Source organism: Sphingomonas chungangi (assembly GCF_013778325.1).
GTDB classification, from domain to species: Bacteria; Pseudomonadota; Alphaproteobacteria; order Sphingomonadales; family Sphingomonadaceae; genus Solisphingomonas; species Solisphingomonas chungangi.
The window spans coordinates 1-24,334 of sequence record NZ_JACEIB010000001.1; the positions used below are offsets into that span (position 1 = coordinate 1).

Here is a 24,334-nt window from a genome sequence, read left to right on the forward strand (position 1 = left end):
ACGCGCCGATCTTCCAGGTGGCGGACATCGGCCTCGTCGGTGACCTGTTCAAGATCGTGCCCGAGCTGACCGAGAAACTGTGAGTTGGGTCATTCGGTAAATGTCGTACCATTGAAGGCCGCCGCTGGGTCGGGTACGCCCTTGGTCCAAAGGAACGAGGGGACGCCGCCATGCCGCAAGGCTCAACCGCCGAAGGCCCGAATTTCACGCCCGTAAAGACGTTGCGGACGTTCGAGATGATCTGTGAGCAGATTCGCGGCGAGCTTGCGGCCGGAACCCTCAAGGCCGGCGACAAGCTGCCGGCCGAACGCGACCTCGCGGTGCAGCTGGGCGTCAGTCGCAACGCGCTCAGAGAGGCGCTGCGCAGTCTCGAAGTGGCAGGCATCATTCGGAACGCGAAGGGCGCGAAGGGAGGCGCCTTCGTCAAATATGCCGACCCGGAACGCGTGACCCAAGCCATGGAGGACTATGTCAGCCTGGGCGACATCACGCTCGACGAACTGACCGAGGCCCGCATAGCGATGCAGGACGTCATCGTCAGACTTGCATGTCAACGCGCGAGCGACGTCGATCTCGCGGAACTCGAGGTGATCGCGGAGAAGACTCAGAAAGTGTCCGATGTCGAGACTCGGTACAAATATGCCGTCGAATACTATACCGTGCTTGCGCGTGCGACGCGCAACCGCGTCTTTGGTATCTTCGTCGACGCTCTTTCCTCGATCCTGCACAAATTCGTTCAGGGCCCTGGCTACGAGACGCTGCAGGAAAGCCTGATCCAGTCCCGGTTGAAGCTCGTGAAGCATCTGCGAGCGCGTGACGCCGATGCCGCTGCCCAAGAGATGCGTAAGCACCTCGAGCGCATCCATCGTCACGTTCGGAAAAACGTGAAGGCCCGGGCGACCCTGTCGAACTAATGTCGCCATAAGCCGCCGGTTTCCGATTGACACGGCCATCCACACGATATTTGGTCCTACCATAAATAGGGAGTGCCAAAACGGTGTTGGCTCCCTGAGGGAGGAACGGCGTGGAGAGTGATCAGGCACATCGGGAAGACGCTCTTGCAGGGGTGCGGGTGCTGGATTTCACCATCGTCATGGCGGGTCCGTACGCGACGCGCATGTTGGCGGACCTCGGTGCCGACGTCGTGAAGATCGAATCGCTTGAAGGTGACCAGGTGCGCGCGCGGCCGCCGCTGCGCGACGATGCCAGCGCGTATTTCGCGCACCTCAACGCCGGCAAGCGCAGCATCGCGCTCGACCTGAAGTCGAGCGAGGGCGTCGCGATCGTCAAGGATCTCGTCGCCCGGTTCGACATCGTCGTCGAAAATTTCCGTCCCGGTGTGATGAGGCGCTTCGGCCTGGATTACGAGACACTCGCGGCGATCAACCCGAACCTCATCTACTGCGCGATCTCGGGCTATGGCCAGACCGGGCCGAAGGCGCTGGCGCCGGCCTATGCGCCTGTCGTCCATGCAGCGAGCGGCTTCGACATGGTGATGATGGACTATCAGAACGGTGCCGTCGACCGGCCCGCCAACAACGGCATCTTCATCGCCGATGTGCTCGGCGGGACGCACGCGTTCGGCGCGATCCAGACGGCCTTGTACCAGCGCGAGCGGACCGGCCGCGGGCAGTTCATCGACGTGTCGATGCTTGAGGCGATGGTGGGCATGCTGGTGTTCGAGACGCAGCAGGCACAGTTCAATGCGCCGCGGCGCCCGCTCTACACCCCGCTCAGGACCACTGACGGATTCGTTATGGTCGCGCCGACCAGCCCGCGCAATTTCGAGCAGCTGACCGACGCGGTCGGCCATCCCGAGTGGCGCGACGATCCCCGTTTCCGCACGAATGTCGATCGCAACCGCAACTGGGACGTGCTGCTGGGTCTGGTCGAGGAATGGACGCTCGGCTTCTCGTCGGTCGACGCCGAGGCCCAATTGGCCAAACATGGCGTGCCCTGCGGGCGCTATTGCTCGGTGGCCGAGGTGCTCGAGGATCCGCAACTGGAGGCGCGAGGGGCTTTCGCGACGATCTGCGACGGCGGCGGCGAGCTGCGCGTCACCAACCCTCCGTTCCGCATGTCAGGTTCGCGGGCGGAGGCTCGAAACCACGTGTCGACGCTCGGAGGCGACGGCCCCGATCTGCTACGCGCGGAACTCGGCATGGATGAGGCTGCGATCGCGGGGCTCCGCGCCTCGGGTGTGCTCGGCTAGTCCAAGCCCTTGAAGGGGTGGCCGGGCGGAGGCGAGCCTGCGCCCGGGTCCCGATCAGCGCAGCAGTTCGCGCGCGATCGTGTTCTTCTGGATTTCCGAGGAGCCCTCGTAGATTCGCGTGATGCGGATATCGCGATAGAGCCGCTCGACGGCAAAACCCCTGCAATAGCCCGAGCCGCCGAAGATCTGCACCGCGGTGTCAACCGTCCGGCTGCCCGCCTCGGTGGCGAACAACTTGGCCATCGAGGCGATCTCGCGGCGTTTGTCGCCCTGATCGTAGCGCCAGCAGGCTTCGAGCAGTTGGAGGCGCGCCGCGCGCATGTCGGTCGCCATTACCGCGAGATAGTGCTGGATCGCCTGGAAGTCTGCTATCACGCCGCCGAAGGCCGGGCGCGTCTTGGCCTGGTCGATGGCGAGCTCGAGCGCATATTCGCCCATGCCGACCGCGGTCGCCCCGACGTTGAGCCGGCCTTCGTTCAGCCCTTCGAGCGCATATCTAAAGCCCATGCCCTCTTCGCCGAGCAGGCCCTCGGCGGGGACATGGCACTCGTTGAAAGAGATCTCGTAGACGCCGGGGGTGGCGGTGCCCATCAGCGGGATCGTGCCGTCGACCGAGAAGCCCGGGGTAGAGGACGGCATGAGGAAGGCGGATATGCCGTTTCGTCCCGCCGACCTGTCGGTATAGGCGTAGACGATGATCCACTTCGCGTTTTTGCCGTTCGAAATGTAGGTCTTGCTGCCGTTTATGACCCAGCCGTCGGCGGTCTTGGTCGCGGTGGTGCGCATCGAGGCGAGGTCGGATCCGCAATGCGGCTCGGTGAGCGCGAAGGCGATCGGCACCGTGCCGTCGCACATGCCGGGGATGAGCTCTGCCTTCTGCTTCTCGTTGCCGTGATTTAGAATGTTCTTGGCGCCCGGGCCCATCAGCGGCCGCAGCTCGGTCCAGAATTGAGGGGGGAGGCGGCCGAGCTCAATCTGCACCACACATTGGGCGAGCGCGCCCATGCCGAGCCCGCCATAGCTTTCCGGCAGGCCGAGGCCGAAATAGCCGTTCTCGACCAGCGTCTTGCGTACGATCGGATTAACGGTGCCCTTCTCGACGAACTCGAGCTCATAGGTGAGCAGATCGCGCACGATTTCACGCGTGACATGCTGGAATTCCGCGACATCGGCGGGCAGTTCGAAATCCATGAGGCCTCCTCGACTCATTTGCACTTGATCTTAAATGGTCCTACCATTTCGGCATGAAGCAGTCCATTGATAAAGCGGATAAGTGGTGGCACCTGTCGGGTCCGGGCGTCGAACGACGGGCCGCTACTGGGTTAGGCTAAATGGCGGTTGATCCCTTCGACCTGAACCTGCGGCACCTGCGCGCACTGCTCGCGATCCAGGACCACAACAGCATCACCGTCGCCGCCGACGCGGTGAGCCTGTCGCAGCCGGCACTCACCCAAGGGCTTGCCAAGCTCGAGCGCCAATTCGGATATGTCCTGTTCGAGCGACGGTCCGACGGCATGGTCATCACCCCCGTCGGCGTCATCGTCCTCGAACGCGTGCGGACCGCCATAGACCATCTGACCGCAGGCGCTCGCGGCCTTACCCGGGTGTTCAATCATCCTGAGCGGCTCATGACGATGACGCAGTTGCGTGCGTTTCTCGCGCTCGCAGATGCCGGAAGTTTCACTGCCGCTGCCAAGATCACGGGGCTCTCCCAGACCGCGGTGCACCGCGCGGTTGGCGATCTCGAACAGGTCATCGGCGGCGAGGTTGTCGACAGGCGCGGTCGTGGCGCCTGGCTGAACGCGGCCGGCAAGCGGCTTTCCCGCGGGATCCGCTTGGCGGTCAATGAACTTCACGCCGCCATCGCGGAATTGGGCCTCGAGGGGGAGGGCGAGAAGATCGCGTTCGGCGCCCTTCCGCTCGCGCGGCCGTTTCTCGTCCCTGCGGCGATGGCGCAACTCGCCAAGGAGCAGCCGCAGGCGAGATTCGAGGTCATCGAAGGCAGTTGGCGAGAAGTTATCGAGCCGCTGCGCGACGGACGGATCGATCTGATCGTGGGGGCCGTCAGGCCGTTCGACGTAACCGACATTCATCAAGAGCCACTCTATGAGGACAGGCTGGTGATCGCCTCGGGAAGCCATCACCCTCTCGCCGGCCCGTCGCAGCCATCGCTCGACGTGCTGGCCTCGTATCCGTGGATCGTGCCGGCGCCGACGTCGCCGCTCCGGGGGATATGGGAACAGATGTTCGAAGGACGCGAACTGCCTCGCACGCCGATCGAATGCAGTTCGGTGATGATCATCGGCCGGTTGCTCACCGAAGGCGAATTCCTCACCCTGTTGTCCCCGGATCAGGTCGCCCTGCAGATCCGCATGGGTCTTCTCGCCACCGTGGGCAAGCCCATCGCGGACAGCACCCGCATGATCGGCATCACGACCCGCCGCAGTTGGCGCCCGACCGCGATGCAGCGGCGCTTCATCACGCTGCTGGCCGAGGTCGGTGCCGGCGAGAAGGGCGGCGATACCAACCGTCTGCGCGATTCCGGCTGGATCTGACGATCATTCGAGGTTGATCCATACCGACTTGGTCTCGAGATAATCCTCGATGTGGTGAGGGCCCGACTCGCGTCCGAACCCGCTCATCCCGTAGCCGCCGAAGGGCACGCCGGGATCGAGCATCTGGTAGCAGTTGATCCAGACCGAACCGGCACGGATGCCGCGCGCCATGCGATGCGCAGTCGACAGGTCTTTGGTCCACACGCCGCTGCCGAGGCCGAATTCGGTGGCGTTGGCGCGCGTCAGCACCTCGTCGACCGTCTCGAAGCTAAAGGCAGAGAGCACCGGCCCGAAGATCTCTTCGCGTGCGATCGCCATCGTGTCGGCGACGCGGGTGAAGATGGTCGGTTCGATGAAATAGCCGGCATCGTAGGGTGCCCCGGCCATCCGCCTTCCGCCGACTAGGGCTTCGGCGCCTTCGGCCGAAGCGCCGTCGATGTAGCCGAGGATCTGTGTCATCTGCCTGTCCGACACGACCGGGCCGATCTGTGTGTCTTCGGCGAGCGGATCGCCGACTTTGATCGTCTTGGTGAAGGCCGCAAGCCGCTCCATGAACTCTTCGTGGATCGGCGACTGGACGTAAAGCCGGGTGCCCGCGCTGCAGATCTGGCCCGCATTGGCGAAGACCGCCATCGCTGCGCCGGGCACGGCCTTATCGAGATCGGCGTCGGCGAACACGATGTTCGGCGACTTTCCGCCGAGCTCAACCGTTACGCGCTTCATTGTGCCTGCGGCCGCCCGCAGGATCTTCTCGCCGACCCCGGTCGAGCCGGTGAACGCGATCTTGTCGACGCCGGGATGGGAGGAGAGCGCCGCGCCCGCCTCGCCAAGGCCGGTCAGGATGTTGATGACGCCCTCGGGCACCCCGGCCTCGAGGCAGAGCTCGCCGAAGCGCAGCGCGGAAAGTGGCGTCTGCTCAGCGGGTTTCATCACCATCGTGCAGCCGGATGCGAGCACCGGGCCGGCCTTCCATACCGACATGCCGATAGGACCGTTCCACGGATTGATAGCCGCGACTACGCCGATCGGCTCCTTGAGCGTGCTTGAGATCACATCGCCGGCGGCGGAGTTGCCGAGTGTCTCTCCGGCGATCAGCGTCGCCTGTCCGGCATAATAGCGCAGGAGCGCGCCGGCCCGTGCCTTGCCCGCTCGGGTGCGCGACAGCGGCGCGCCGAGATCGAGCGTGTCGAGGAGCGCGAGCTCGTCGTAGTTCGCCTCCACGAGATCGGCCAAGCGCAGCATGATCCGCTGGCGCTCGGCAGGCTTCATCCGGCTCCAGGGCCCTTCGAAAGCCCGGCGGGCGGCCGCGACGGCTGCGTCGACGTCGTCCTCTCCGCCGGAAGCGACCCGCGCGAGCAGCTCTCCCGTCGCCGGGTTCCGGGTTTCGAACCGCTCGCCGGAAAGGGCTGGAACGCGCTTCCCGTCGATGAGCATGTCCACATCGGGATTGGCGAGCATGGCGGGGCGCGACAGGGCGGCGGGGGTGTCCATCATTTCTCTCCGTGTCTTGTTCAGGCGGCGACGTTGGATCGGACGGCGTCGTCGAGGATGAAGCGTGCGGCGCGCTCGCCGAACATCATTGTCGGCGCGCTCGTGTTGCCGCTGATGATCTCGGGCATGGCGGAAGCATCGACGACGCGAAGGCCGGCGACGCCGCGTACGCGAAAGCGCTCGTCGAGTACTGCCATCGGATCGCTGCCGGCGCCCATCTTGCAGGTGCCGGTCGGATGATAGGCCGTGTTCACGTAGCGGCGTAGTGCGCCATCGATGTCAGCATCGGTGGTGAGCGCGGCACCCGGTTCGATCTCGCCCCCGGTCATGGGGGCGAGCGCCGGCTGCGCCAGGATTCGCCTCGCCTCGCGGAAGCCCGCCATCAGAGTCTGCATGTCGTAGGGGTCGTCGAAGAAATTCGGATCGATGACGGGCTTGTCCGCCGGATCCGCGCTCGCGAGCCGCACCGATCCGACGCTCTTCGGGCGCAGAAGCTGGACTAGCAGCATGTAGCCGTGGTCAGACGGTATCGTCCGCGCATTGGACTTGAGCCCGACCAGGAAGGTCATTTGGATGTCGGGCCGCCCCGATCCGTCTGTACAAACGAAGCCGCCGGCTTCCGCGACGTTCGAGGCGAGCATGCCGTCGCCACGCAACATGTAGCGAAGCGGGCTCATAGCCATGCGCGGGAGCGAGCGGCGCGACATCGCGTAGCTTTCGGCCGACGGGTTCTCCATCGCGATGTGGACGGTGGGGTGGTCCTGGAGATGCGCACCGACGCCCGGTAGCGGCTGCACGACCTCGATTCCGTGCGCGCGCAGATGCGCCTCGGGCCCGATGCCCGAAAGCATGAGGAGCTGGGGCGAGTTGATCGCGCCCCCGCTGAGCACGATCTCGCGCGCGGCATGCAGCGTCTTCTGCGCGCCGCCCTGCACCACCTCGACCGCCACCGCGCGGCCGCGGTCGGTGACGATCCGGCGCACGAGCGTCATGTCGAACACGGTGAGGTTGGGGCGCTTGAGTGCTGGATGGAGGAAGGCACGCGAGCTGCTCAGCCGCACGCCCTTGCGCTGATTGAGATCGTAGCGGCCGAACCCGTCCTGCCGCGTGCCGGCGAAGTCGTCGTTGCGGTAGTGGCCGGCCTGCGCGGCAGCATCGACGAAAGCGAGGGTGAGCGGATTGACCTCGCGCGGCTTCTGCACGTCGAGCTCGCCGCCGGTCCCGTGGAAGGGCGTGCTCCCGCCCGCGTAGTTCTCGAGCGCCTTGAAGGCCGGCAACACGTCGTTGTACGACCAGCCCTCTACGCCGGCCTCGGCCCAGGCGTCATAATCGGCACGCTGCCCGCGGATGTAGACGCCGCCGTTGATCGCACTGCACCCGCCGAACAGCTTGCCGCGGGGGAAGTTGATCATGCGGTTGCCGACGGCGTCATTGCCGGCGAGTTGATGCTGCCAATTGTACTTGGCGTGCGGGATCAGGAAGATGTTGCCGACCGGCAGTGCGGTCTTGAGATTGACCGGCCAGCGCCGGTCCGACGGGCCGGCCTCGATCAACGCCACGCGGACGGCAGGATCGGCGGAGAGCCGATTGGCCACCACCGCTCCGGCGGAGCCCGAGCCGATCACGATGTAGTCGAACGCCTGCGCCATTCTCAAACCTTCTCTCAGACCAGCGCAGGCACGCGCGCGTCGCGCGGGGCCGGCGGAACATGGTTGCGCACCGCGACGAACCCGGCGGCATTAACTAGCATCAGGAAACATAGCGCGCCGAAGAAGCCGAGGCTGCCCGCGCCGATCAGCGCGGCGCCAATCAGCGCGCTGAGCAGCGCGCCGACCCGGCCGGCCGCGCCCATCACGCCCATGCCTCGTGCCCTGACCGCCGTCGGGAAGGCGTGCGTGCCGACCGAGAACATCGCAGATTGCGCAGCGCTGCCGAAAAGGCCGAGCCCGCACAATCCGATCAGCAGCGGCTCGAGATTATGCGCATCCGCGATCGGCAGCGTGGCGAGGAAAGCGCACAGGCCCGCGCCGACCAGCGCCATCACGATCAGCGGCGCGCGCGAGCCGCAGCGCAGCACCACGGCGGCGGCGGCGATCGCGCCGACCGTGCCGCCGAGATTGAAGGCGGTGAGGCCGAGGCTCGCCGAGCCGAGCTCGAAGCCCGCGCTCGCCAGCATCGTCGGCGCCCAGTTGAACATCAGGTAGATCAGGAACATGCCCGATAGCATCGCCGCCGAGAGCGCGAGCGTGTCGCGGATCAGATCGGCCGAGAAGAGCGTCGCCATCGGCACCTTGGTCGGCGCCGGCTGCGTCCGGACAGCGCGAGGATCGAAATCAGGGGCCGGGTGGCCGATCCGGCGCAGCATCGCTTCGAGTTCGGCGCGACGGTCGGGCAGTTCGGCGAGGTAGCGGGGCGACTCCGGCAATGCGGCCAGCATGAGCAGCACGAAGCCGAGCGTGGCGCCGCCGCCGCAATAGAAGAGCGCACGCCAGCCCAACGCCGGCAGGATCAGCGTGGCGATACCGCCCCCCAGCAAACCGCCGAGCGACACGCACACCACGCCGAAGGTCACCGCGAGGCTCCGCCAGCGCTTGGGCGTGAACTCCGCGATCATCGCCGCCGCTGTGCCCGGTACTCCGCCGAGCCCGATTCCGGCGACGGTCTTGAACATGGCGATCTGCGCAACCGATGCCGCATGGCCGCTGGCGAGCGTCGCCACCCCGAACACGAACACGCCGATCAGCAGCGCCCAGCGCCGGCCATAGCGATCACCGATCCAGCCCGACAGCAGCGTGCCGACGCCCATGCCGACGAAGCCGAGCGCGAACACATTACCGAGCGCGGATTTGGCGATGCCCCATTCCTTGAGCAGCGCCGGCGCCGCAAGGCCAAGCATTTGGTTGTCGAGCCCGTCGAGGATCACGGTGGCAGCGATCATCAGCAGCGCGGCCGCCTGGTATCGGGAGAGAGGTAGCTCGTCGAGCAAGCCGACCTCCTGATCAGATACCGAAGCCACCGCCAATTCCATTCTCCTCTCGGGCCATCGACTCCCGGCGGTGCCCTCTTCGCGGGGCTTCGTCGTCACTGCATATCGCCCGATCATCGGCTCGAACGGTGCCGGCGCGGCATTCGGACTTGTCGACCCCATAAGAAAACCGCCACGTCCGATCCGGCCTACAGATCCAGCGTCAGGCTCGGCGTGCGCGAACCCGAGCAGCACACCATGATTGCGGTATTGGATTCCTTTTCCTCTTCGGTGAGGAAATGGTCACGGTGGTCGGGCACGCCGTCGAGCACGCCGACGCGGCAGGTGCCGCACACGCCCTCGGCGCACGCGAAGCCGACGTCGATGCCGGCGCCGAGCAGCGCGTCGAGCATCGTCTCGCCTTCCTCGACCGCGATGGTCTGGCCGCTCCTGGCGAGTTCGAGCGTGTAGCCGCCGCCGGTCGCCAGCTCGGTATCTGCGGAGAAGTACTCGATATGGGCGTGCCCCTTTGGGCGATCGGCGCACAAGGCGACGAAGGCGTCGAGCATACCCGAAGGCCCGCAGCAATAGAGGTGCGCGTCGGCGGGTGCGGCATCGACGATGCCTTCGAGGTCGAGGCGTTGACCGCCCTCGATGCCGTCATAGGCGATGGTTACGTCGCCGAGCCCTTCGATCCGGCCGACATAGGCGGCGCGCTCGGGTGTCGCGGCGACATAATGCAGCGACCAGCTGCGGCCGAGCGCGTTCAGCCGCGCGATCATCGGTAGCATCGGCGTGACTCCGATGCCACCGGCGATCAGCACCGTATGCTCGGCGCTCTCCTCCAGCGGAAAATTGTTCTTGGGCTCGGAAATCTCGAGGATGTCGCCGGCGCGCCACGTCTCGTGGATGTGGCGCGATCCACCGCGTCCGTCGATCGCGTGGTGGACAGCGATCTCGTAATAGTCTCGGACCGAGGGATCGTTGACGAGCGAATAGCTGCGGCTCAGCCCTGGCGCGAGTTGCAGGTCGATATGGGCGCCGGGCGTGAAGGCCGGCAGCGTTTCGCCGCTCAGGGGCTCGAGGATGTAGCTGTTGATGCCTTCCGCCTCCCAGCGGATCGTGCGAAGTCGTGCGCGCATTCAATCTCTCTCCCAGGTCATTCGCGCGCTTGTCGGCGTCGCCGACCCCGCGATGGATCGGCGGGGCGACGCGGCAGCTCGTTATGTCTCTCGTCAAGCCTCGGAATGGCAGGGCATGGCGGGCAGGGATCGGCCGCCATGCCCCACGTCGCTACTCGGCCGCCTCGACCTCGCGGGCCGGCCAGCGCACCGCCTTGCCGAGCGCCGCCTGATAGGCATCGGCGAGCTTGGCCCCTGGTTCGTGCAGGAACGAGCCCGCCCGCGCGCGATAGAAGACCGACGGATCCTGCACGCCCGGCGGCACCGTGCCCTTGGTTGCGAAGGCGCGCGCTGCGATCAGTGCGCGGCGGCGGACTCGGGCTATCATCTGGTCGGTCGGCGCGAGATTCTCGAAATTGTGATCGGTGATCGGACCCATGCTCTCGGTCACCGCTTGGTCCTGCATCGTGATGTTGGCGATGCCGGTGAACTGGGTGCCGTTACGCTGCGAGTCGCGATCGATGCCCCAATCGTTCTTCTCGCCGTCGGGCGACCGCCAGCGGCCAAACCAGTCGGTCGTCGTCGGCGCATATTCGAGCGGCGCGAACAGCGGCGTGCCGTCCTTGAGGGTCGAGGTATAGGCCGGGTTGCCGGCATCGACGCCGCAGGTGATGTCGAACAGCATCGAATGCTCGTCGTCCATCGGGACCCAGGCGCGCGCGATGGCGCGGGTGACGAAGCGGTTGTTGGGCGTCTGCGTCCAGAACGGAAACATGTAGTGCGCGACGCGCCACGAAGTTTGGCCGTCGTCGTTCGGGCGGTAGCCGCCGTACATCACGCCCCAGTCGGACTGCGCGACCTCGTATTCGGGGGCGCGGTTGAGCACGGTCGGGCGCATCGGATGGTCTTCTGTGAGGTCGTCAGGCTGGAGCGAGCCAACGTGCAGGAAGCCGACATGGCTGGTGTCGATGTCGCCCTCGAGTGCCTGGAGCCAGTTGCAGTCGCGCTGGAGGCACCAGATCTCCGCCTCCGAGTGCATCGTCGCCTCAATTTCGGGAAGCGGCGGCGGAGCGTCCTGGCTCTCGCCCATATAGATCCAGATCAGGCCATTCGCCTCGTATGTCTTATAGGCCTTGGCATGAACCTTGTCCTTGAAGTCCTGGTGCGAGGGGACGCTCGGCATGTCGAGGCACTTGCCGTCTACGTCGAACTTCCAGCCGTGGTAGACGCAGCGGATGCCGCCTTCCTCGTTGCGCCCCATGAAGAGCGAGGCGCAGCGGTGCGGGCAGCGATGATCCATGATCCCTACGCGGCCCGAACTATCGCGAAAGGCGACCAGCTTCTCGCACAGGATCTTGAGCCGGACGGGGTCGCCATCGGCTTTAACCTCGGAGGACAGGCACGCCGGCAGCCAATACTGCCGCATGAACTGCCCCATCACCGTTCCCGGGCCGACGCGGGTGAGGTCGGCACTGTCATTGGGCTGCATCTCAGGTCTCTTTCCGCTTTTTGTTGTGTGCCGGGCGCGAGGTGGTCCATCGCGATACCGCATAGGCAATAATTGACGTGCGAATGCGCCGCTAGGGCCTCGGCCCCGAAAACCCTATAGAAAAGCGGTTCTATCTATTCGAAAACCGGGAGAGTGGGTTGCTTGTGCGGCCGGAATGCTTTCTTCCCGTCGCATCGGCCCCGCGCGAAGCGGCTGGCAGCCAGGAGTAGGAACGACATGGATCGGGAATTCGCGCTGCCCGCGAATGGGAGCTTCTCTTTTGTCGGGCGAACTGCCCTCGTGACCGGCGCGGCGCGTGGCGTTGGCGAGGCCGTCGCGCGCGAAATCCATTTGGGTGGTGGTCGTGTAGCGGTCAGCGACGTCGACCCGAAGGCCGCCGAAGCCGTCGCGCGCGATCTCGATCCCTCGGGCGAAACCGCCTTCGCCCTTTCTCTCGACGTGCGGGAGAAGTCGGATTTCGAGGCTGCGCTTGTGGCCCTCGTCGGCAAATGGGGCGGTGTCGACATCGTCGTCAACAACGCCGGGTACGCCAAGCGCACGCCCACGCAGGACATCTCTCCGGAGGAGTTCGACCAGATCGTCGCGATCAACATGCGAAGCGTTTTCCTGAGCTGCCAGCTTTTCTCCGAGCATATGAAGGCACGGGGCTATGGCCGCATCGTCAACATCACCTCGCTCGCCGGGCAGAATGGCGGGACGGTGGCCTCGCCGCATTATGCCGCGTCGAAGGCGGGCGCGATCATGCTGAGCAAGTATTTCGCGCGCTATCTCGCAGGCTCGGGCGTCACCGTGAACGCTGTGTCTCCGGGCCCGATCGCCACGGCCAAGGGGCGGTTGTCTCCCGAGCAGATCGCGCGTGTTGAGAGCGAGGTGCCGATCGGGCGTTTCATGGAAGTCTCCGAGATCGCCGCGGCGACCGCGCTTCTGGCTTCCGATCGTGGCGGCTTTTTCGTTGGCGCGACGCTCGACATGAATGGCGGTCTATACCTGCGATAAGGGCAAGCGATCACTTATCTACGTTCTTTATCCGATTTTCGAATGGCGTTGCGAGATTGTAATTTCGCGGGAATTGGGGTCGGGCGTACCGTGGGATCAAGCAGTCGGGCCTTGAGTTCGAGAATAGCAGGACGGTTTTCGGAGAGCAGCATGTTCATTCGCAATACTTGGTACGTCGCCGCCTTCGCCGACGAGATCGCGCCCGGCAAGCAAGTCGGCCGTAAATATCTCGGCGAGTCGGTAGTCTTGTTCCGCACCGAGTCCGGAGAGATCGCTGCGCTGGAAGATCGCTGCAGCCACCGCGCGATGCCGCTCAGCGCCGGCCATGTCGAAGGCGAGATCATCCGCTGCTGCTATCACGGCGTCGAGTTCGACAAGCGCGGCGCCTGCACCCGCATCCCGAACCAGGGGCGTATCCCGGCGGCGGCAAACGTCCGCTCCTATCCGGTGGTCGAGAAGGATCACCTTATCTGGATCTGGATGGGCGAAGCCGAAGCCGCCGACCCGACGACGATCATCGATACGCCCGAGCATGACGATCCACGCTGGACGTGGAAGGAGTTCAACTTCTCGGTGAAGTCGAACTGGCAGCTGATCATCGACAACATCATGGACCTGACCCACGTGCCATACATCCATGCGCGCACGATCGGCGGCAATCCCGAACAGCATTACAACGCGGACACCAAAGTCGATTTCGATGGTCGTAAGGTCACGCTGATCCGCCACATGCCGAACTCGGTGCCGCCCCGATCCTATATCGACGCCGGCGGCTTCAAAGGGCGTGTGGATCGCTGGCAGGAGGTGCGCTTCGAACCTGCGCGCGGCATGACCCTGCGCGTCAACGCCGGCGGCTGCGACGCCGGGACCGGTGCTTATGAAGGTAAGCGCGACCACGGTTTCATGCTTGCCAACAACCACTTCGTGACACCCGAAACCGAGACCACGAGCCACTATCTTTGGACGATCTGCACGACCGCGCCGAAGGAAACGGGCGTGCCCGACGTGCTCTTCTCGCAATTCTACGATACGATCACTGAGGATGAGGTGACGCTCGAGGCGCAGCAGGCGCGGATCGACGAGGCGCCCGATCGCAAGTTCGTTGGCATCGCGAGCGACGGCGCGGTCAATCAGGCGCGCCGCCTGCTCGAGGGCCTCCACGACGCCGAGGTCGGCGGGCGCGAGGTTGCGGCCTGATCGAGCGGGCGCGGCGTTCGCGCCCGATGCCGCATGCTCTCTTGCCGCCCCGATGATGCCGTGCTGTTAGCTGCGCGGTGAAGATGCGCGAGCTAGAGGCACGGACAGGAGTCCATCGGGAGACCATCCGCGTCTATCTCCGCTATGGTCTCATCCCGCAGCCGGTGCGTCCCCGTCGCAACGTCGCCGACTATGGCGAGGAGCATGTCGAGGCGGTGATTGCGGTACGCCGGCTCCAGCAGGACAGCCGCTACACGCTCCCGCAAATCCAGGCGATGATGAGCGGCGCGAGCGACCGGCGGACCGGTGCCAACGCTTTCTCACATCTCGAAACGCTCGTCGCCGCCCGTGTCGGGATCGACGGGCATCTGGTCCCGATCGCATCGCTGGTCTCGAGATATCCCGAGGCGCGCCGGGATGCGCGCTCGCTCGCGGCTGTGGGCATTGTGCGGATCGTGCTGGCTGAGGACGGCCCGGCGCTCAGCCTCACCGATGCCGAGCTCGTGTCGATCTGGGGTGACATGCGCGCGCTCGGCTTCGACGAAGCGCTCGAATTCCGGCCGGAGATGCTCGACTTCTATGTCGAGGCCGCGGAGTTCGTGGCGGGGTGGGAAGCGCGAACGTTTCTCGATCGCACCGAAGGCTGGATCGTGGAGGATGCGGCGGCGGTGATGGTGCAGCATTCGTTGCCGTTGATGCTCAATTTCTTCGGCTTGCTGCGGATGAAGGCATTCATGCGCAACATTGCGACCGATGGACGGAAACGACATGCCAGCGCATCCCCCGACGCGCTTTCTACGTCTCCTCCAGGTAAGGCCCGGCTTACGAGAGGACGGACGCGAGGCTGATACTGACTGTGGTGAGCGCTATTCCGGTTATTGAATAATGCTTCGGCTCGCTTGCCAATTTCCACTTTGACAGAACACTCGGCAAAGTGCGTATTTGATATACGCATATAGGGGCGGTGATTGTCTCCAGCTCCAGCGAGCGGAGAGGCTATTAATGGACGTTCAAGCCAGTGCGCAGTCCCGTCCGCGCGTGCCGGACGATATCGCGCGTATTGTGATCTCCCCGAAGTCGTATGCGAATGACGACGTGATCTACCCGGCCTTCAAATGGCTGCGCGAGAACATGCCTCTCGGTGTTGCCGAGGTGGAGGGATACGATCCGATCTGGCTCGTCACCAAGCATGCCGACATCAGAATGATCGAGCGTAACAGCAAGCTGTTCCACAATGCAGACTTCAACGCGATCCTGACGGAGCGCGCCGGCGACGAATTCACCCGCTCGATCAACAATGGGTCTCTCAAGGTCATTTCGTCGCTGACCTATATGGACCCGCCCGAACATGGCGCGTTCCGGACCATCACCTCGAACTGGTTCCTGCCCGGCCGCATCTCGAAGCTCAAGGAACAGATCCGGGCGCTTGCCCGTCAGTCGGTCGAGCATCTGCTGAGCTTCGATGGCGAGTGCGATTTCGTGAAGGATTTCGCACTGCACTACCCGCTGCGTGTCATCATGACGCTGTTCGGGGTGCCGCCTGAGGACGAACCGATGATGCTCAAGCTCACGCAGGAGTTTTTTGGGGTCCACGACCCCGAAGAGCAACGGCCTGAAATGGTCGCCGATCCGGTTGCGGCAGCGAAGATGTGGTATGCATCGCTCCAGGATTTCTACGCGTATTTTGATAAGCTCAGCGAGGATCGTCGTCGCGAGCCCAAGGATGATCTGCTCTCGCTCATCGCCAACTCGACGGTGAACGGTCAGCCGATCCCGCGCGATGAGGCGAACGGCTATTATGTTGCGATCGCCACCGCGGGCCATGACACGACCTCGTCGTCGACGGCCGGCGGGATGCACGGCCTGATCGGCGATCCCGAGCAGTTCGCGCTGGCGAAATCCGATCCGACGGCAATCAGCGGCCTCGTCGACGAGGCGATCCGCTGGACCTCCCCGGTCAAGCATTTCATGCGCAACTCTACCGAGGCTACCGAGGTACGCGGTCAGGCGATCGGCGCGATGGAGCGCCTGATGATGTGCTATCCGTCCGGCAACCGGGACGAGGAGGTGTTCGAGGATCCGAACCGCTTCGACATCCGCCGGTCGCCCAATCTGCACGTTGCGTTCGGCTTTGGTCCGCACATGTGTCTCGGCCAGCATCTCGCGAAGCTCGAAATGAGCGTGCTTTTCGAGGAGTTGCTCCCCCGTCTGAAGTCGGTCGAACTCGCGGGCGATCCGCGGTTCGTCGAGACCAACTTCGTCGGCGGCTACAAGAGCCTTCCGATCCGTTTCGAGAAGGCGTGAGCACGCCTCGTCGCGTGCATCGAGTTCTCGGCGGACTGGCTATTCCCCCCTGCGGAGGAGTTTCCCCGGAGCCCCTCTGCATCCTTTTCGAGGTGGTGTGACATGAAGTATCGGATGCTTATCGATGGCAAGCTGCGCGAGGGTGCGTCGACGCTCGACGTCGTCGACCCCGCCACCGGTGCCCCGTTCGAGACGTGCGCGCGCGCGGACCAGGCACAGCTCGAAGAAGCGGTGGCTGCCGCGAAGCGGTCCTTTCCGGCATGGGCCGCTTTGCCGCAGGCGGAGCGCCGATCCTATCTCGACCGCCTAGCCGACGCGATGGAGACTCGCCTCGACGAGTTCTGCGCGCTGCTGACACGCGAACAGGGCAAGCCGCTGGCCCAGTCGCAGTTCGAAATCGGTGGATCGGTCCTCGCGATCCGCACGCTTGCAGCGATGACTGTCGAGCCGCAGGTGCTGCGCGATACCGACACCGATCTCATCATCGAGCACAGGACCCCGCTCGGTGTCATCGGCGCGATCACGCCATGGAATTTTCCGGTCATCCTCCTGATCTACAAGATGGTGCCCGCTCTCGTTATGGGTAACACCGTCGTTGCGAAGCCCGCTCCGACGACCCCGCTGACGACAATGCTGCTCGGCGAGCTCTGCGCGGGGATACTGCCCGCCGGCGTGTTCAACGTCGTCGTCGACAACAACGATCTCGGTGCCGCACTGAGCGCTCATCCCGATGTCGCGAAGATCAGCTTCACGGGCTCGACCGCGACGGGAAGGCGCGTGATGGCCGCGGCGGCGACCAATCTCAAGCGCCTGACTCTCGAGCTGGGCGGCAACGATGCGGCCATCATTCTCGACGATGCCGACGTGAAGGTCGTGGCACAGAAGGTGTTCGATGCCGCGATGGTCAATGCCGGCCAGACCTGCCTTGCCGCGAAGCGCATCTATGCGCCGCATCACATGGTGGATGCCCTGTGCGATGAATTCGCCCGCATCGGTCGCGAGACGGTCGTAGATGCCGGTCAGAACCAGGGCGCCCAGATCGGACCCGTCCAGAACCGCCAGCAATATGAGCGGGTGCTCGAGCTTATCGACGACGCCAAGCAGCACGGCACGGTCGTCGTCGGAGGCGGGGCCATGGACCGCGACGGTTACTTCATCCAGCCGACGGTGATGCGGGATCTTTCGGAATCGGTCCGATTGGTGCGTGAGGAGCAGTTCGGGCCGGTGTTCCCGGTTCTGGGCTATGACACGATCGATGAGGTCGTCGCCCGAGCCAACGACAGCGACTTCGGTCTTGGTGCCAGCATCTGGACCGCGGACCCGAAGCGCGGAACGGAAATCGCCATGCGGATCGACACGGGCACGACGTGGGTGAACAAGCACCTCGATACCCCGTTCGACGTACCCTTCGGCGGCGTGAAGCAGTCCGGTCTCGGCCGGGAGCTCGGCATTGAAGGCGTGAAGGAGTTCACGCAGGTCAAGATCGTCAACGTGGCGAAGTAACAAACGCGGGACAGGCGGGGTGGTGTCGTATCGCCACCACCGCCGATCCCGCGGACGGCGGCCCGGGCACCGCAGCAAGGTGTCGCCCCCGAACGGCAGCCTTCAAAGATACGGCCTGCCCTCATGCCGAATGGGGTTCGATCGAGGGCACGGGTAAGACCGAGAAAAGATCATTGTTGTATCACCACCTCCGTGCCCGTTTCCACCTCGAATCAGATTGAAGATGGCAGCGATCGTCAGCGTTTCGGCATGGCGATGCGCCGCAACGATGTTTCGGCTATGGCGGGCGTGTCCTGCCAGCCGCCGCCAAGCGCCATGAACAGCGCGATCTGGTCCTGCGATACTTGCGCGGTTGCGCTGGCCAGCGAGTTGTCCGCCTGGATCAGCGTTCGCTCGGCATCCAGTGTGTCGAGGAACTCTCCGACACCACCCGAATAGAGTTTCGCGGTGTTGGCGTTGGCGGTGGCCGCGTCGTCGCGCGCGGCTGCCAGTTCCCGCTCGGTATCGATTTGGCGAGCGAGCGTGACGAGTGCCGTCTCGGTCTCGCGCAGGGCTGTCAACACGGTGCCGTCGAACTGCGCCAAAGCACCGCGCGCGGCGGCATTCGATGTCGCCACCTGTGCGCGCGCGACACTGAGGTTGGGGATGTTCCAGGTGATGAGCGGGCCGACATTCCAGTGGAAGGCCCGATCGCGAACGACGTCCGGCAGGCGCGTGGCGGTGGTGCCGAACCCCCCGCCAATGCTGATCGAAGGATAGAGCGCCGCGGTACTCACGCCAATTTCGGCCACGGCCGAGGCCAGCTTCCGCTCGGCTTGGCGGACGTCGGGCCGGCGCGCGAGCAGGCTGGCGCCATCGCCGATCGGGATAGGCGTGCGGATCAAGGGCGGCGAGGCGCAGGCCGCGACACCGGCTGGCAGAGCCTCGGGCGCGTCGCCGGTCAGCGTTGCGAGGGTGAACAGCCCGCTGCGCTGCTGAGTCACCAGCGCCGGGAGCGTGGCGGCCGTCTGGCGGAGCAACGTGCGTGCGCGAACCACGTCGTTGATGCCTGCAATGCCCGCATCGAAGCGCCGCTGCGTGACATCGAGGGCCTGTCGGGCGACTTCGATCGACCGGTTGGTGACCGCGATCTCAAGGCCCGCCGAGCAGACCGAGACATAGGCCTCCGCCGTCGATGCGGCGACGTTGACGCGCGCGAGATCGAGCGCTGCCTTGGCCGCTCCGACATCTGCCCTGCCGGCCTCGATCGAACGTCTCAGGCGCCCGAACAGATCGAGGTCGTAGGAGATGCTCTCCATCGCGTCATAAACGGCGCCGGGCTTGAGCGCGACGGGCGAGCCGTTGGCATCACCCGAGGCCTGGCCGTAGGTCGGATCGACGGTCAGGCTGGTTTGCGGGGTTCGCTGCAACTCGACCCCGCGCAACGATGCCTGCGCCTGCTCGAGACTGGCGAGCGCGACGCGCAGGTCGGTATTGCGGGCAAGCGCCTTTTCCTCGAGCCCGTTCAACAGCGGATCGTCGTAGAGTTGCCACCAACGTGGCGGAAGCGGCGCCGCGCCATCGAACGTAGCCTCATGCCCACTGGCGAGTTCCGGCGCTGGCGTCGCTCCGGAAAGGATAGCAGGCCGCCGATAATCGGGGCCGACCGTGCATCCGGCAAGCAGCATGGCGGATACGCAGGATAGAACTAGGCGCTTCATTGCGCGGCGGCAGTCCCGGGGCGGCCGATCGGCGGCGGCGGAGCGCGATTCACGGGCGCGGTGTTGGGTATCATCGCGGAAGCCGGGATTGCGCGCGGTGCCACCGGGGCCAGCGTCGGCAGGATCGTCACGGTGGCGGTGCGCCCGGCGACGAGGCGGATGCCCGGCGGCACCCGATCGATCACGACGCGAACCGGCACGCGCTGGGCCAGGCGAATCCAGCTGAAGGTCGGCGTGATGTTAGGCAGCAGCACGCCCGAGGCGTTCTGCTGACGGTCGGTGATGCCGGCGGCAAGGCTGTCGACATGGCCCCAGAGCGGGCGGCTGTCGCCGAGCAGATTGATGCGCGCGCGATCACCGAGCGCGAAGCGGTGCAGCTTGGTTTCCTCGAAATAACCGAGCACATAGAAGCTGTCGGTGTCGAGCAGGGCGAATTGCGGGCTACCGGCTGAGACATAGTCGCCGGGCCGCATCGAGAAACCAGTGATATAGCCGTTGACCCCGGCACGGACCGCCGAGCGTTCCATGTTGACTTCCGCCAGCCGGCGATTGGCCTCCGCTTGCTTGAGGCCGGCCTTCGCCTGATCGAGTCCCGCCTGGGCCTGGACGCCGGCCGCCCGATCCTGCTCGACCGCCGTCACGCGCTCGTCGCGCACCTCCTGGCTGACGAGATCGCCGAGCGCGAGATATCGTTTCTCCTCACGCAGCGCGTTGTTCAGCGTTGCCGTGGCGTTGACGATGGTGGCTTGGGCATTCTCGATCGAGGCCTGCGCATTCACCACCGCCGCCTGCGCCTGGGCAAGCTGGGCGGCATAGCGCTCCTGATCGACCGTGAAGAGAATGTCGCCGGCATGGACGAGCTGGTTGTCATGCACGCGGATCTGCGTGACCAGCCCGGAAACGTCGGCGCTGACCTGAACCACGTCCGCCTGGAGGCTGCCGTCGCGCGTCCATGGATCATCCTCGTAATGCCGCCAGACGATCACCAGCGCTACGATCGCGCCGACGATCAGCAGCAGGGTGAGGGCGACTCGCCCGATCGTCGGCAACAGCCGCGTCATCGTACGGACCCGGCGGGCGCCGTCACGTGCCAGAAGGGCCGGTCATCCGGTGTAAACGCCACTATCGTCCCCAGAATGATGCAGAACATGGAGAGCTCCACCAGCGGCCGATGCCACACCAGGCGATAAAAACCGAGCCGCATCAGCAGGACCGAAAGTAATCCGGTCAGTAGCAGCGCAATCAGCAACTCCGGCACGATCGGTGAGAGAATGATGCCGCCGATCAGGAAATCATGCGTCATCACGGTATCGCTTCTCCCGGTGGTGGCGCATGCTCATCCTCGAGCGCAAGATGCATGCCCACCAGCGCTTCGAGCAACCGCCCATGGGCAGGCTCCGCGAGAACCGCCGGATCTTCGAGGTCGGCGTCCACCATGGCGCGCAACGCGCTATCGTCGGGCGTTTCGGCAAGTTTGCTTCGGTAACTGGTGGCGATCCGCTCACGCAGCCGCAGGATAATGCTCCGGACGTGCGGGGAAACGTCGCCCTCGATTTGCCGCAGCGTCAGCAGGTTGATGCCGATCCCGAAGTCGTCGATCATCCGGAGGCGCGCGATCGGCCCGCCTGCAGAGACCTGCTCGGCAGCCGGGAAATAGAGCGCGAGCCGGTCGATCGCCAGAAACAGGAACCTTTCCCGATCGGGCACCCGGCGGCTGCGGGCGAGGTCGATAATGTCCCGCCGCACCGCCCGGACGAGCCGGCGGACGGCAAAGCGCGCGTGATCGTAGCCACACAGGTAGAGGCAGGCGATCGCGATCAGCAGGCCGACCAGCGAGGCGCTGAGCGTCTGAAGGCTCTGGTTGAAATCGGCGGCATAGGCATTCTGCAGCCCGAGGAAGGCGAAGATGTAGACGCAGATCAACATGCCGGCCATGCTCATCGTCATCATCAGCCCGAACGGCAGCATCGCGCACCCCAGCACCGCGATCAATACGGGAAAGTCCGTGACGCGAGGCAGGATCGCATATTGATACAGGAAGACAAATCCGAAGGCGGTCAGCACCCAGGCGAGCAGACCGGCGCTCGATCGCAATATCTGCCCCTGACCGATCAGGAAAACGCACCCGACGAACGAGAAGAGCAACGCGCCTCCGCCGGAACTCCATGCGGTGAAATACCATAGCAGGGTGGTGAAGGTCATCGACAGGACCATCGGCGCCACGTCGAGTGCTGCGCCCAGATAATCGACGCTGCGGACCGGCTTGGCGCGTCGCGCCATCCGGTCGAGCCGAGGCGGCAGCCTTCTGCCGGTCTCGATCGCGCGGAGCGCGAGAGACAGGTCCGACCAGTCCCTGACGAAGGCGACGAGACGGGATAGGAGCCCGCGTTCCATCACCACGACGCGGCCCAGCGCCGGATCGAGCGCGCTGCGCGCGGTTTCCAGTTCGTCGATGAGGGCATCGCCGCGTGCGACGTGGGTGTCGGTCGCCGGATCCGATCGATCGGGGGCATCGGCCACCCATACCGTCACGGCATCGAGCGAACGGCCGAGGTCCGTGTGGAGAGTGCGATCGTGGCGCAGCGCGCGCGCCCATATCTCGATCCCGGCAAGGTCGGCTATCAGTTCGACGATCTGCCGCCTGACGAGATTGAGGGTGCGGCCGCGCGGCGCCATGGCGACGATATCGAACGGCAGCTGCACGGCCTTGGCATCGATCGCGCCGACCGCTTTCGCCAGATCGCGCAGGCCTTGGCGCACCTTTTGCCGTCGCTGCTCGTCAAGCGATTGGGTCGCCGTAAGCCCGAGCGCGTCGACCACCCAGGCGCCCGCCTGCTCGCGCCAATCCGCCATGGTCGCCACGAAGTCGGGCGTCATCGGCCGCGGCCAGAACAGGCTGTCGATTGCGGTGATGGCAAGGATACCGAGCGAGATCTCACCCATCCGCGCGGTCGCGTAATCGAAGACGTTGGTCGGCTGCATCAGATTGGTCAGGCCGACGACGCCGGCGGTCACCCCACCCGAAAACCAGAGATAATTGGCCGGGGTCCGATCAATCTGTCGCAGGAAAGTCGCTCCCGCGATGACGCCGATCGTAACCGTGACGAGAACTCCGAGCTGATCGCCGAACAAGCCTGTGAGGGCCATCATCAGCGTGCCGCCGCCGATGGTCCCGAAGAAACGGAAAAGCGCCTTCGACCGGATCGCCCCGGATTCGGGCGGGGTCAGCACGATGTAGACGGTCAGCACCGCCCAATAGGGATTTTGGAGGTTCTGGCTGAAGCCGACGATCAGCGCCAGGGCGGTAGCGAGATAGGCCTTCGCCGAAAAAACCAGATCGCGAAGCGTCGGCACACGCAGCGAGTCATAAACGCCGCGGAAACTCAGAGGTGGTGCCGCCATGCCAGTGGGTTACGAAGATTGGCCGCCCCAAGGAAGCAAAAAGCCGGCGCTGAAGGCCGCTTCCTCGCGCTGTAGTAAATACGCAGCGGTAAGCCTTGTCCCAAAGCAATGGTTCCGGCACCGTCATCTTGGCAATGAGTGGACGGCAGGCTGTGAGGCCAGGGTTAGGGGCTCGGAACGGCTGACATTGGGCGCACAGCCGCCAAGCCGCTGTCCCAACGATTCAAGAGCTGGTGGTTAGGGTGCCGACGGCGGCAGGCGTTGGCCGCAGGGCATCAAAATTTCCTCGAGATCGAGAGAGATTGCGCCGGCATCGGCGGTGCCGCGATCTTCGCGCTCGAACTCGCCGACAGGCTCGGCAGGGCCGCAGGCACACCTGCACGGTTCGTGCGTATTTTCGACGCATCGCAACCTTCCTCACGCAACAGACGTCGCGAGCCGACACAAGCCCCATAAAATCTCGATCTCGCCGCCATTCGTCACCGCGTCGAGCTACGTGCCCAGTCCATCCCGCCCACAATTCCAGGCCCCGGCTCCACCAGCGAGCGGATCGCGTCGCGATCGGCGCCGGTCGTCGGCGTGTAGACGACCATGCCGAGATCCGGCCGCCCGTCGATCGCGAAGGACGAATATTCGAGCGCGATCGTTCCCAGCACCGGATGGCGCAGACGCTTGACGCCGTCGCCGCGCAGCTGGACGTCATTCTCGCGCCACATCCTCGCGAAGTCCGGGCTTTTGGTGCAAAGTTCCTCGACCAGCGGCGCCACCTCGCGATCGGCGCCGCCCCGCGCCGCATCGACGCGAAACGCGGCGACCACGCCGCGCGCCACGCTCTCCCAATCGAACTGGATCTCGCGCACGTGCGGGTTCAGGAAGATCATGCGCAGGATGTTGCGCTGGCCCGGCGGAAGCGTGCCATAGTCGGTCAGCACCACGGCGGCGGCGCGATTCCAGGCGATCACCTCCCACGTCGCGGTCCGGACGATGGCGGGGCTGTAGGGCATCGCGTCGAGCAGCCGCTGGAGGCGGGGCGTGAAGCCGTCGCCGCCGCGATAATGGACCTCCGGCGGGCGGCCGAGGCCGATCAGGAAGAGATGCTCGCGCTCCACCTCGGTCAGCATCAGCGCGCGCGCGATGCGATCGAGTACGTCGGCCGACGCGTTGCCGCCCCTTCCCTGCTCCAGCCAAGTGTACCAGGTCGGACTGATGTTGGCGCGCTGGGCAACCTCTTCGCGACGCAGACCCGGCGTGCGCCGGCGTCGGGTGGAGAAGCCGAACGAGGTGGGATCGAGCTTGGTCCGCCGCGTCTTCAGATAGTCGCCGAGCCGGTTTGCGTCCGTTGCCATGCCGTCAGCCTGCTAGAGTTTATACCAGAATA

General features: G+C 65.0%; 19 protein-coding genes. 8 read left to right on the forward strand and 11 right to left on the reverse strand.

Going from position 1 to position 24,334, the window contains the following annotated elements; all coding sequences use genetic code 11:
- Nucleotides 1–170: 170 nt before the first annotated feature.
- Together HZF05_RS00005 and HZF05_RS00010 are read left to right on the forward strand one after the other, a co-directional pair.
- Nucleotides 171–914 (forward strand): FadR/GntR family transcriptional regulator, encoded by a 744-nt coding sequence (locus tag HZF05_RS00005; RefSeq protein WP_160364590.1) that lies wholly within the window; start codon nucleotides 171–173, stop codon nucleotides 912–914.
- 110 nt (nucleotides 915–1,024) lie between these two features.
- Nucleotides 1,025–2,212 carry a CaiB/BaiF CoA transferase family protein gene (locus HZF05_RS00010; protein WP_343046795.1) on the forward strand — a complete coding sequence of 396 codons (1,188 nt, stop codon included), beginning with the start codon at nucleotides 1,025–1,027 and terminating at the stop codon, nucleotides 2,210–2,212.
- A 54-nt stretch (nucleotides 2,213–2,266) separates the two neighbouring features.
- On the opposite strand, the gene HZF05_RS00015 is transcribed toward HZF05_RS00010, so the two are convergent.
- Nucleotides 2,267–3,403 (reverse strand): acyl-CoA dehydrogenase family protein, encoded by a 1,137-nt coding sequence (locus HZF05_RS00015; protein WP_160364591.1) that lies wholly within the window; start codon nucleotides 3,401–3,403, stop codon nucleotides 2,267–2,269.
- A 140-nt stretch (nucleotides 3,404–3,543) separates the two neighbouring features.
- Between HZF05_RS00015 and HZF05_RS00020 the strand changes: the two genes are divergently transcribed.
- Complete coding sequence (locus tag HZF05_RS00020; RefSeq protein WP_160364592.1) at nucleotides 3,544–4,767, forward strand: LysR family transcriptional regulator; 1,224 nt, start codon at nucleotides 3,544–3,546, stop codon at nucleotides 4,765–4,767.
- 3 nt (nucleotides 4,768–4,770) lie between these two features.
- Here the strand turns inward: HZF05_RS00020 and HZF05_RS00025 are convergent, their stop codons facing one another.
- From HZF05_RS00025 to HZF05_RS00045, 5 genes are all read right to left on the reverse strand, one after another.
- Nucleotides 4,771–6,258: an aldehyde dehydrogenase family protein gene (locus HZF05_RS00025; RefSeq protein ID WP_220129641.1), complete on the reverse strand. Its 1,488-nt coding sequence runs from the start codon at nucleotides 6,256–6,258 to the stop codon at nucleotides 4,771–4,773.
- Between the two features lie 20 nt (nucleotides 6,259–6,278).
- Entirely contained in the window at nucleotides 6,279–7,907 is a 1,629-nt protein-coding gene (locus HZF05_RS00030) for a GMC family oxidoreductase (protein ID WP_160364594.1), read from the reverse strand.
- 14 nt (nucleotides 7,908–7,921) lie between these two features.
- Entirely contained in the window at nucleotides 7,922–9,274 is a 1,353-nt protein-coding gene (locus HZF05_RS00035; RefSeq protein WP_343046796.1) for an MFS transporter, read from the reverse strand.
- A 158-nt stretch (nucleotides 9,275–9,432) separates the two neighbouring features.
- Nucleotides 9,433–10,365, reverse strand: a complete 933-nt coding sequence (locus HZF05_RS00040; protein ID WP_160364595.1) for a PDR/VanB family oxidoreductase — start codon at nucleotides 10,363–10,365, stop codon at nucleotides 9,433–9,435.
- Nucleotides 10,366–10,516: 151 nt separating this feature from the next.
- On the reverse strand, nucleotides 10,517–11,833 hold the full coding sequence (locus HZF05_RS00045; protein WP_246331438.1) for a Rieske 2Fe-2S domain-containing protein: 1,317 nt from the start codon (nucleotides 11,831–11,833) through the stop codon (nucleotides 10,517–10,519).
- A gap of 237 nt (nucleotides 11,834–12,070) precedes the next feature.
- Between HZF05_RS00045 and HZF05_RS00050 the strand changes: the two genes are divergently transcribed.
- The 5 genes from HZF05_RS00050 (at nucleotide 12,071) to HZF05_RS00070 (ending at nucleotide 17,854) form a co-directional block, all read left to right on the forward strand.
- The gene (locus tag HZF05_RS00050) at nucleotides 12,071–12,850 is read left to right on the forward strand and encodes an SDR family NAD(P)-dependent oxidoreductase (RefSeq protein ID WP_160364596.1); all 780 of its coding nucleotides are present in this window, start codon (nucleotides 12,071–12,073) and stop codon (nucleotides 12,848–12,850) included.
- Between the two features lie 150 nt (nucleotides 12,851–13,000).
- The gene (locus HZF05_RS00055; protein WP_160364597.1) at nucleotides 13,001–14,047 is read left to right on the forward strand and encodes an aromatic ring-hydroxylating oxygenase subunit alpha; all 1,047 of its coding nucleotides are present in this window, start codon (nucleotides 13,001–13,003) and stop codon (nucleotides 14,045–14,047) included.
- A gap of 83 nt (nucleotides 14,048–14,130) precedes the next feature.
- On the forward strand, nucleotides 14,131–14,895 hold the full coding sequence (locus HZF05_RS00060; protein WP_220129643.1) for a MerR family transcriptional regulator: 765 nt from the start codon (nucleotides 14,131–14,133) through the stop codon (nucleotides 14,893–14,895).
- A gap of 154 nt (nucleotides 14,896–15,049) precedes the next feature.
- Nucleotides 15,050–16,351: a cytochrome P450 gene (locus HZF05_RS00065; RefSeq protein ID WP_160364599.1), complete on the forward strand. Its 1,302-nt coding sequence runs from the start codon at nucleotides 15,050–15,052 to the stop codon at nucleotides 16,349–16,351.
- A gap of 102 nt (nucleotides 16,352–16,453) precedes the next feature.
- The gene (locus HZF05_RS00070; protein ID WP_160364600.1) at nucleotides 16,454–17,854 is read left to right on the forward strand and encodes an aldehyde dehydrogenase family protein; all 1,401 of its coding nucleotides are present in this window, start codon (nucleotides 16,454–16,456) and stop codon (nucleotides 17,852–17,854) included.
- Nucleotides 17,855–18,090: 236 nt separating this feature from the next.
- On the opposite strand, the gene HZF05_RS00075 is transcribed toward HZF05_RS00070, so the two are convergent.
- The 5 genes from HZF05_RS00075 to HZF05_RS00095 all read right to left on the reverse strand — a co-directional run bounded on the left by HZF05_RS00075 (nucleotide 18,091) and on the right by HZF05_RS00095 (nucleotide 24,302).
- Nucleotides 18,091–19,554: an efflux transporter outer membrane subunit gene (locus tag HZF05_RS00075; RefSeq protein WP_160364601.1), complete on the reverse strand. Its 1,464-nt coding sequence runs from the start codon at nucleotides 19,552–19,554 to the stop codon at nucleotides 18,091–18,093.
- The gene (locus HZF05_RS00080) at nucleotides 19,551–20,615 is read right to left on the reverse strand and encodes an HlyD family secretion protein (RefSeq protein WP_160364602.1); all 1,065 of its coding nucleotides are present in this window, start codon (nucleotides 20,613–20,615) and stop codon (nucleotides 19,551–19,553) included. Before HZF05_RS00080 ends, HZF05_RS00075 begins: the two co-directional genes overlap by 4 nt.
- Nucleotides 20,612–20,857: a DUF1656 domain-containing protein gene (locus tag HZF05_RS00085; protein ID WP_160364603.1), complete on the reverse strand. Its 246-nt coding sequence runs from the start codon at nucleotides 20,855–20,857 to the stop codon at nucleotides 20,612–20,614. Before HZF05_RS00085 ends, HZF05_RS00080 begins: the two co-directional genes overlap by 4 nt.
- Nucleotides 20,857–22,908, reverse strand: a complete 2,052-nt coding sequence (locus tag HZF05_RS00090) for an FUSC family protein (RefSeq protein ID WP_160364604.1) — start codon at nucleotides 22,906–22,908, stop codon at nucleotides 20,857–20,859. Before HZF05_RS00090 ends, HZF05_RS00085 begins: the two co-directional genes overlap by 1 nt.
- 527 nt (nucleotides 22,909–23,435) lie before the next feature.
- Nucleotides 23,436–24,302, reverse strand: a complete 867-nt coding sequence (locus HZF05_RS00095; protein WP_160364605.1) for a helix-turn-helix transcriptional regulator — start codon at nucleotides 24,300–24,302, stop codon at nucleotides 23,436–23,438.
- Nucleotides 24,303–24,334: the final 32 nt, after the last annotated feature.

Coding starts and splice junctions, on each gene's coding strand:
- HZF05_RS00005 (WP_160364590.1), top strand. CDS start 171: ATGCCGCAAGGCTCAACCGCCGAAGGCCCGAATTTCACGCCCGTAAAG.
- HZF05_RS00015 (WP_160364591.1), bottom strand. CDS start 3,403: ATGGATTTCGAACTGCCCGCCGATGTCGCGGAATTCCAGCATGTCACG.
- HZF05_RS00020 (WP_160364592.1), top strand. CDS start 3,544: ATGGCGGTTGATCCCTTCGACCTGAACCTGCGGCACCTGCGCGCACTG.
- HZF05_RS00025 (WP_220129641.1), bottom strand. CDS start 6,258: ATGGACACCCCCGCCGCCCTGTCGCGCCCCGCCATGCTCGCCAATCCC.
- HZF05_RS00030 (WP_160364594.1), bottom strand. CDS start 7,907: ATGGCGCAGGCGTTCGACTACATCGTGATCGGCTCGGGCTCCGCCGGA.
- HZF05_RS00040 (WP_160364595.1), bottom strand. CDS start 10,365: ATGCGCGCACGACTTCGCACGATCCGCTGGGAGGCGGAAGGCATCAAC.
- HZF05_RS00045 (WP_246331438.1), bottom strand. CDS start 11,833: ATGCAGCCCAATGACAGTGCCGACCTCACCCGCGTCGGCCCGGGAACG.
- HZF05_RS00050 (WP_160364596.1), top strand. CDS start 12,071: ATGGATCGGGAATTCGCGCTGCCCGCGAATGGGAGCTTCTCTTTTGTC.
- HZF05_RS00055 (WP_160364597.1), top strand. CDS start 13,001: ATGTTCATTCGCAATACTTGGTACGTCGCCGCCTTCGCCGACGAGATC.
- HZF05_RS00060 (WP_220129643.1), top strand. CDS start 14,131: ATGCGCGAGCTAGAGGCACGGACAGGAGTCCATCGGGAGACCATCCGC.
- HZF05_RS00065 (WP_160364599.1), top strand. CDS start 15,050: ATGGACGTTCAAGCCAGTGCGCAGTCCCGTCCGCGCGTGCCGGACGAT.
- HZF05_RS00070 (WP_160364600.1), top strand. CDS start 16,454: ATGAAGTATCGGATGCTTATCGATGGCAAGCTGCGCGAGGGTGCGTCG.
- HZF05_RS00075 (WP_160364601.1), bottom strand. CDS start 19,554: ATGAAGCGCCTAGTTCTATCCTGCGTATCCGCCATGCTGCTTGCCGGA.
- HZF05_RS00080 (WP_160364602.1), bottom strand. CDS start 20,615: ATGACGCGGCTGTTGCCGACGATCGGGCGAGTCGCCCTCACCCTGCTG.
- HZF05_RS00085 (WP_160364603.1), bottom strand. CDS start 20,857: ATGACGCATGATTTCCTGATCGGCGGCATCATTCTCTCACCGATCGTG.
- HZF05_RS00095 (WP_160364605.1), bottom strand. CDS start 24,302: ATGGCAACGGACGCAAACCGGCTCGGCGACTATCTGAAGACGCGGCGG.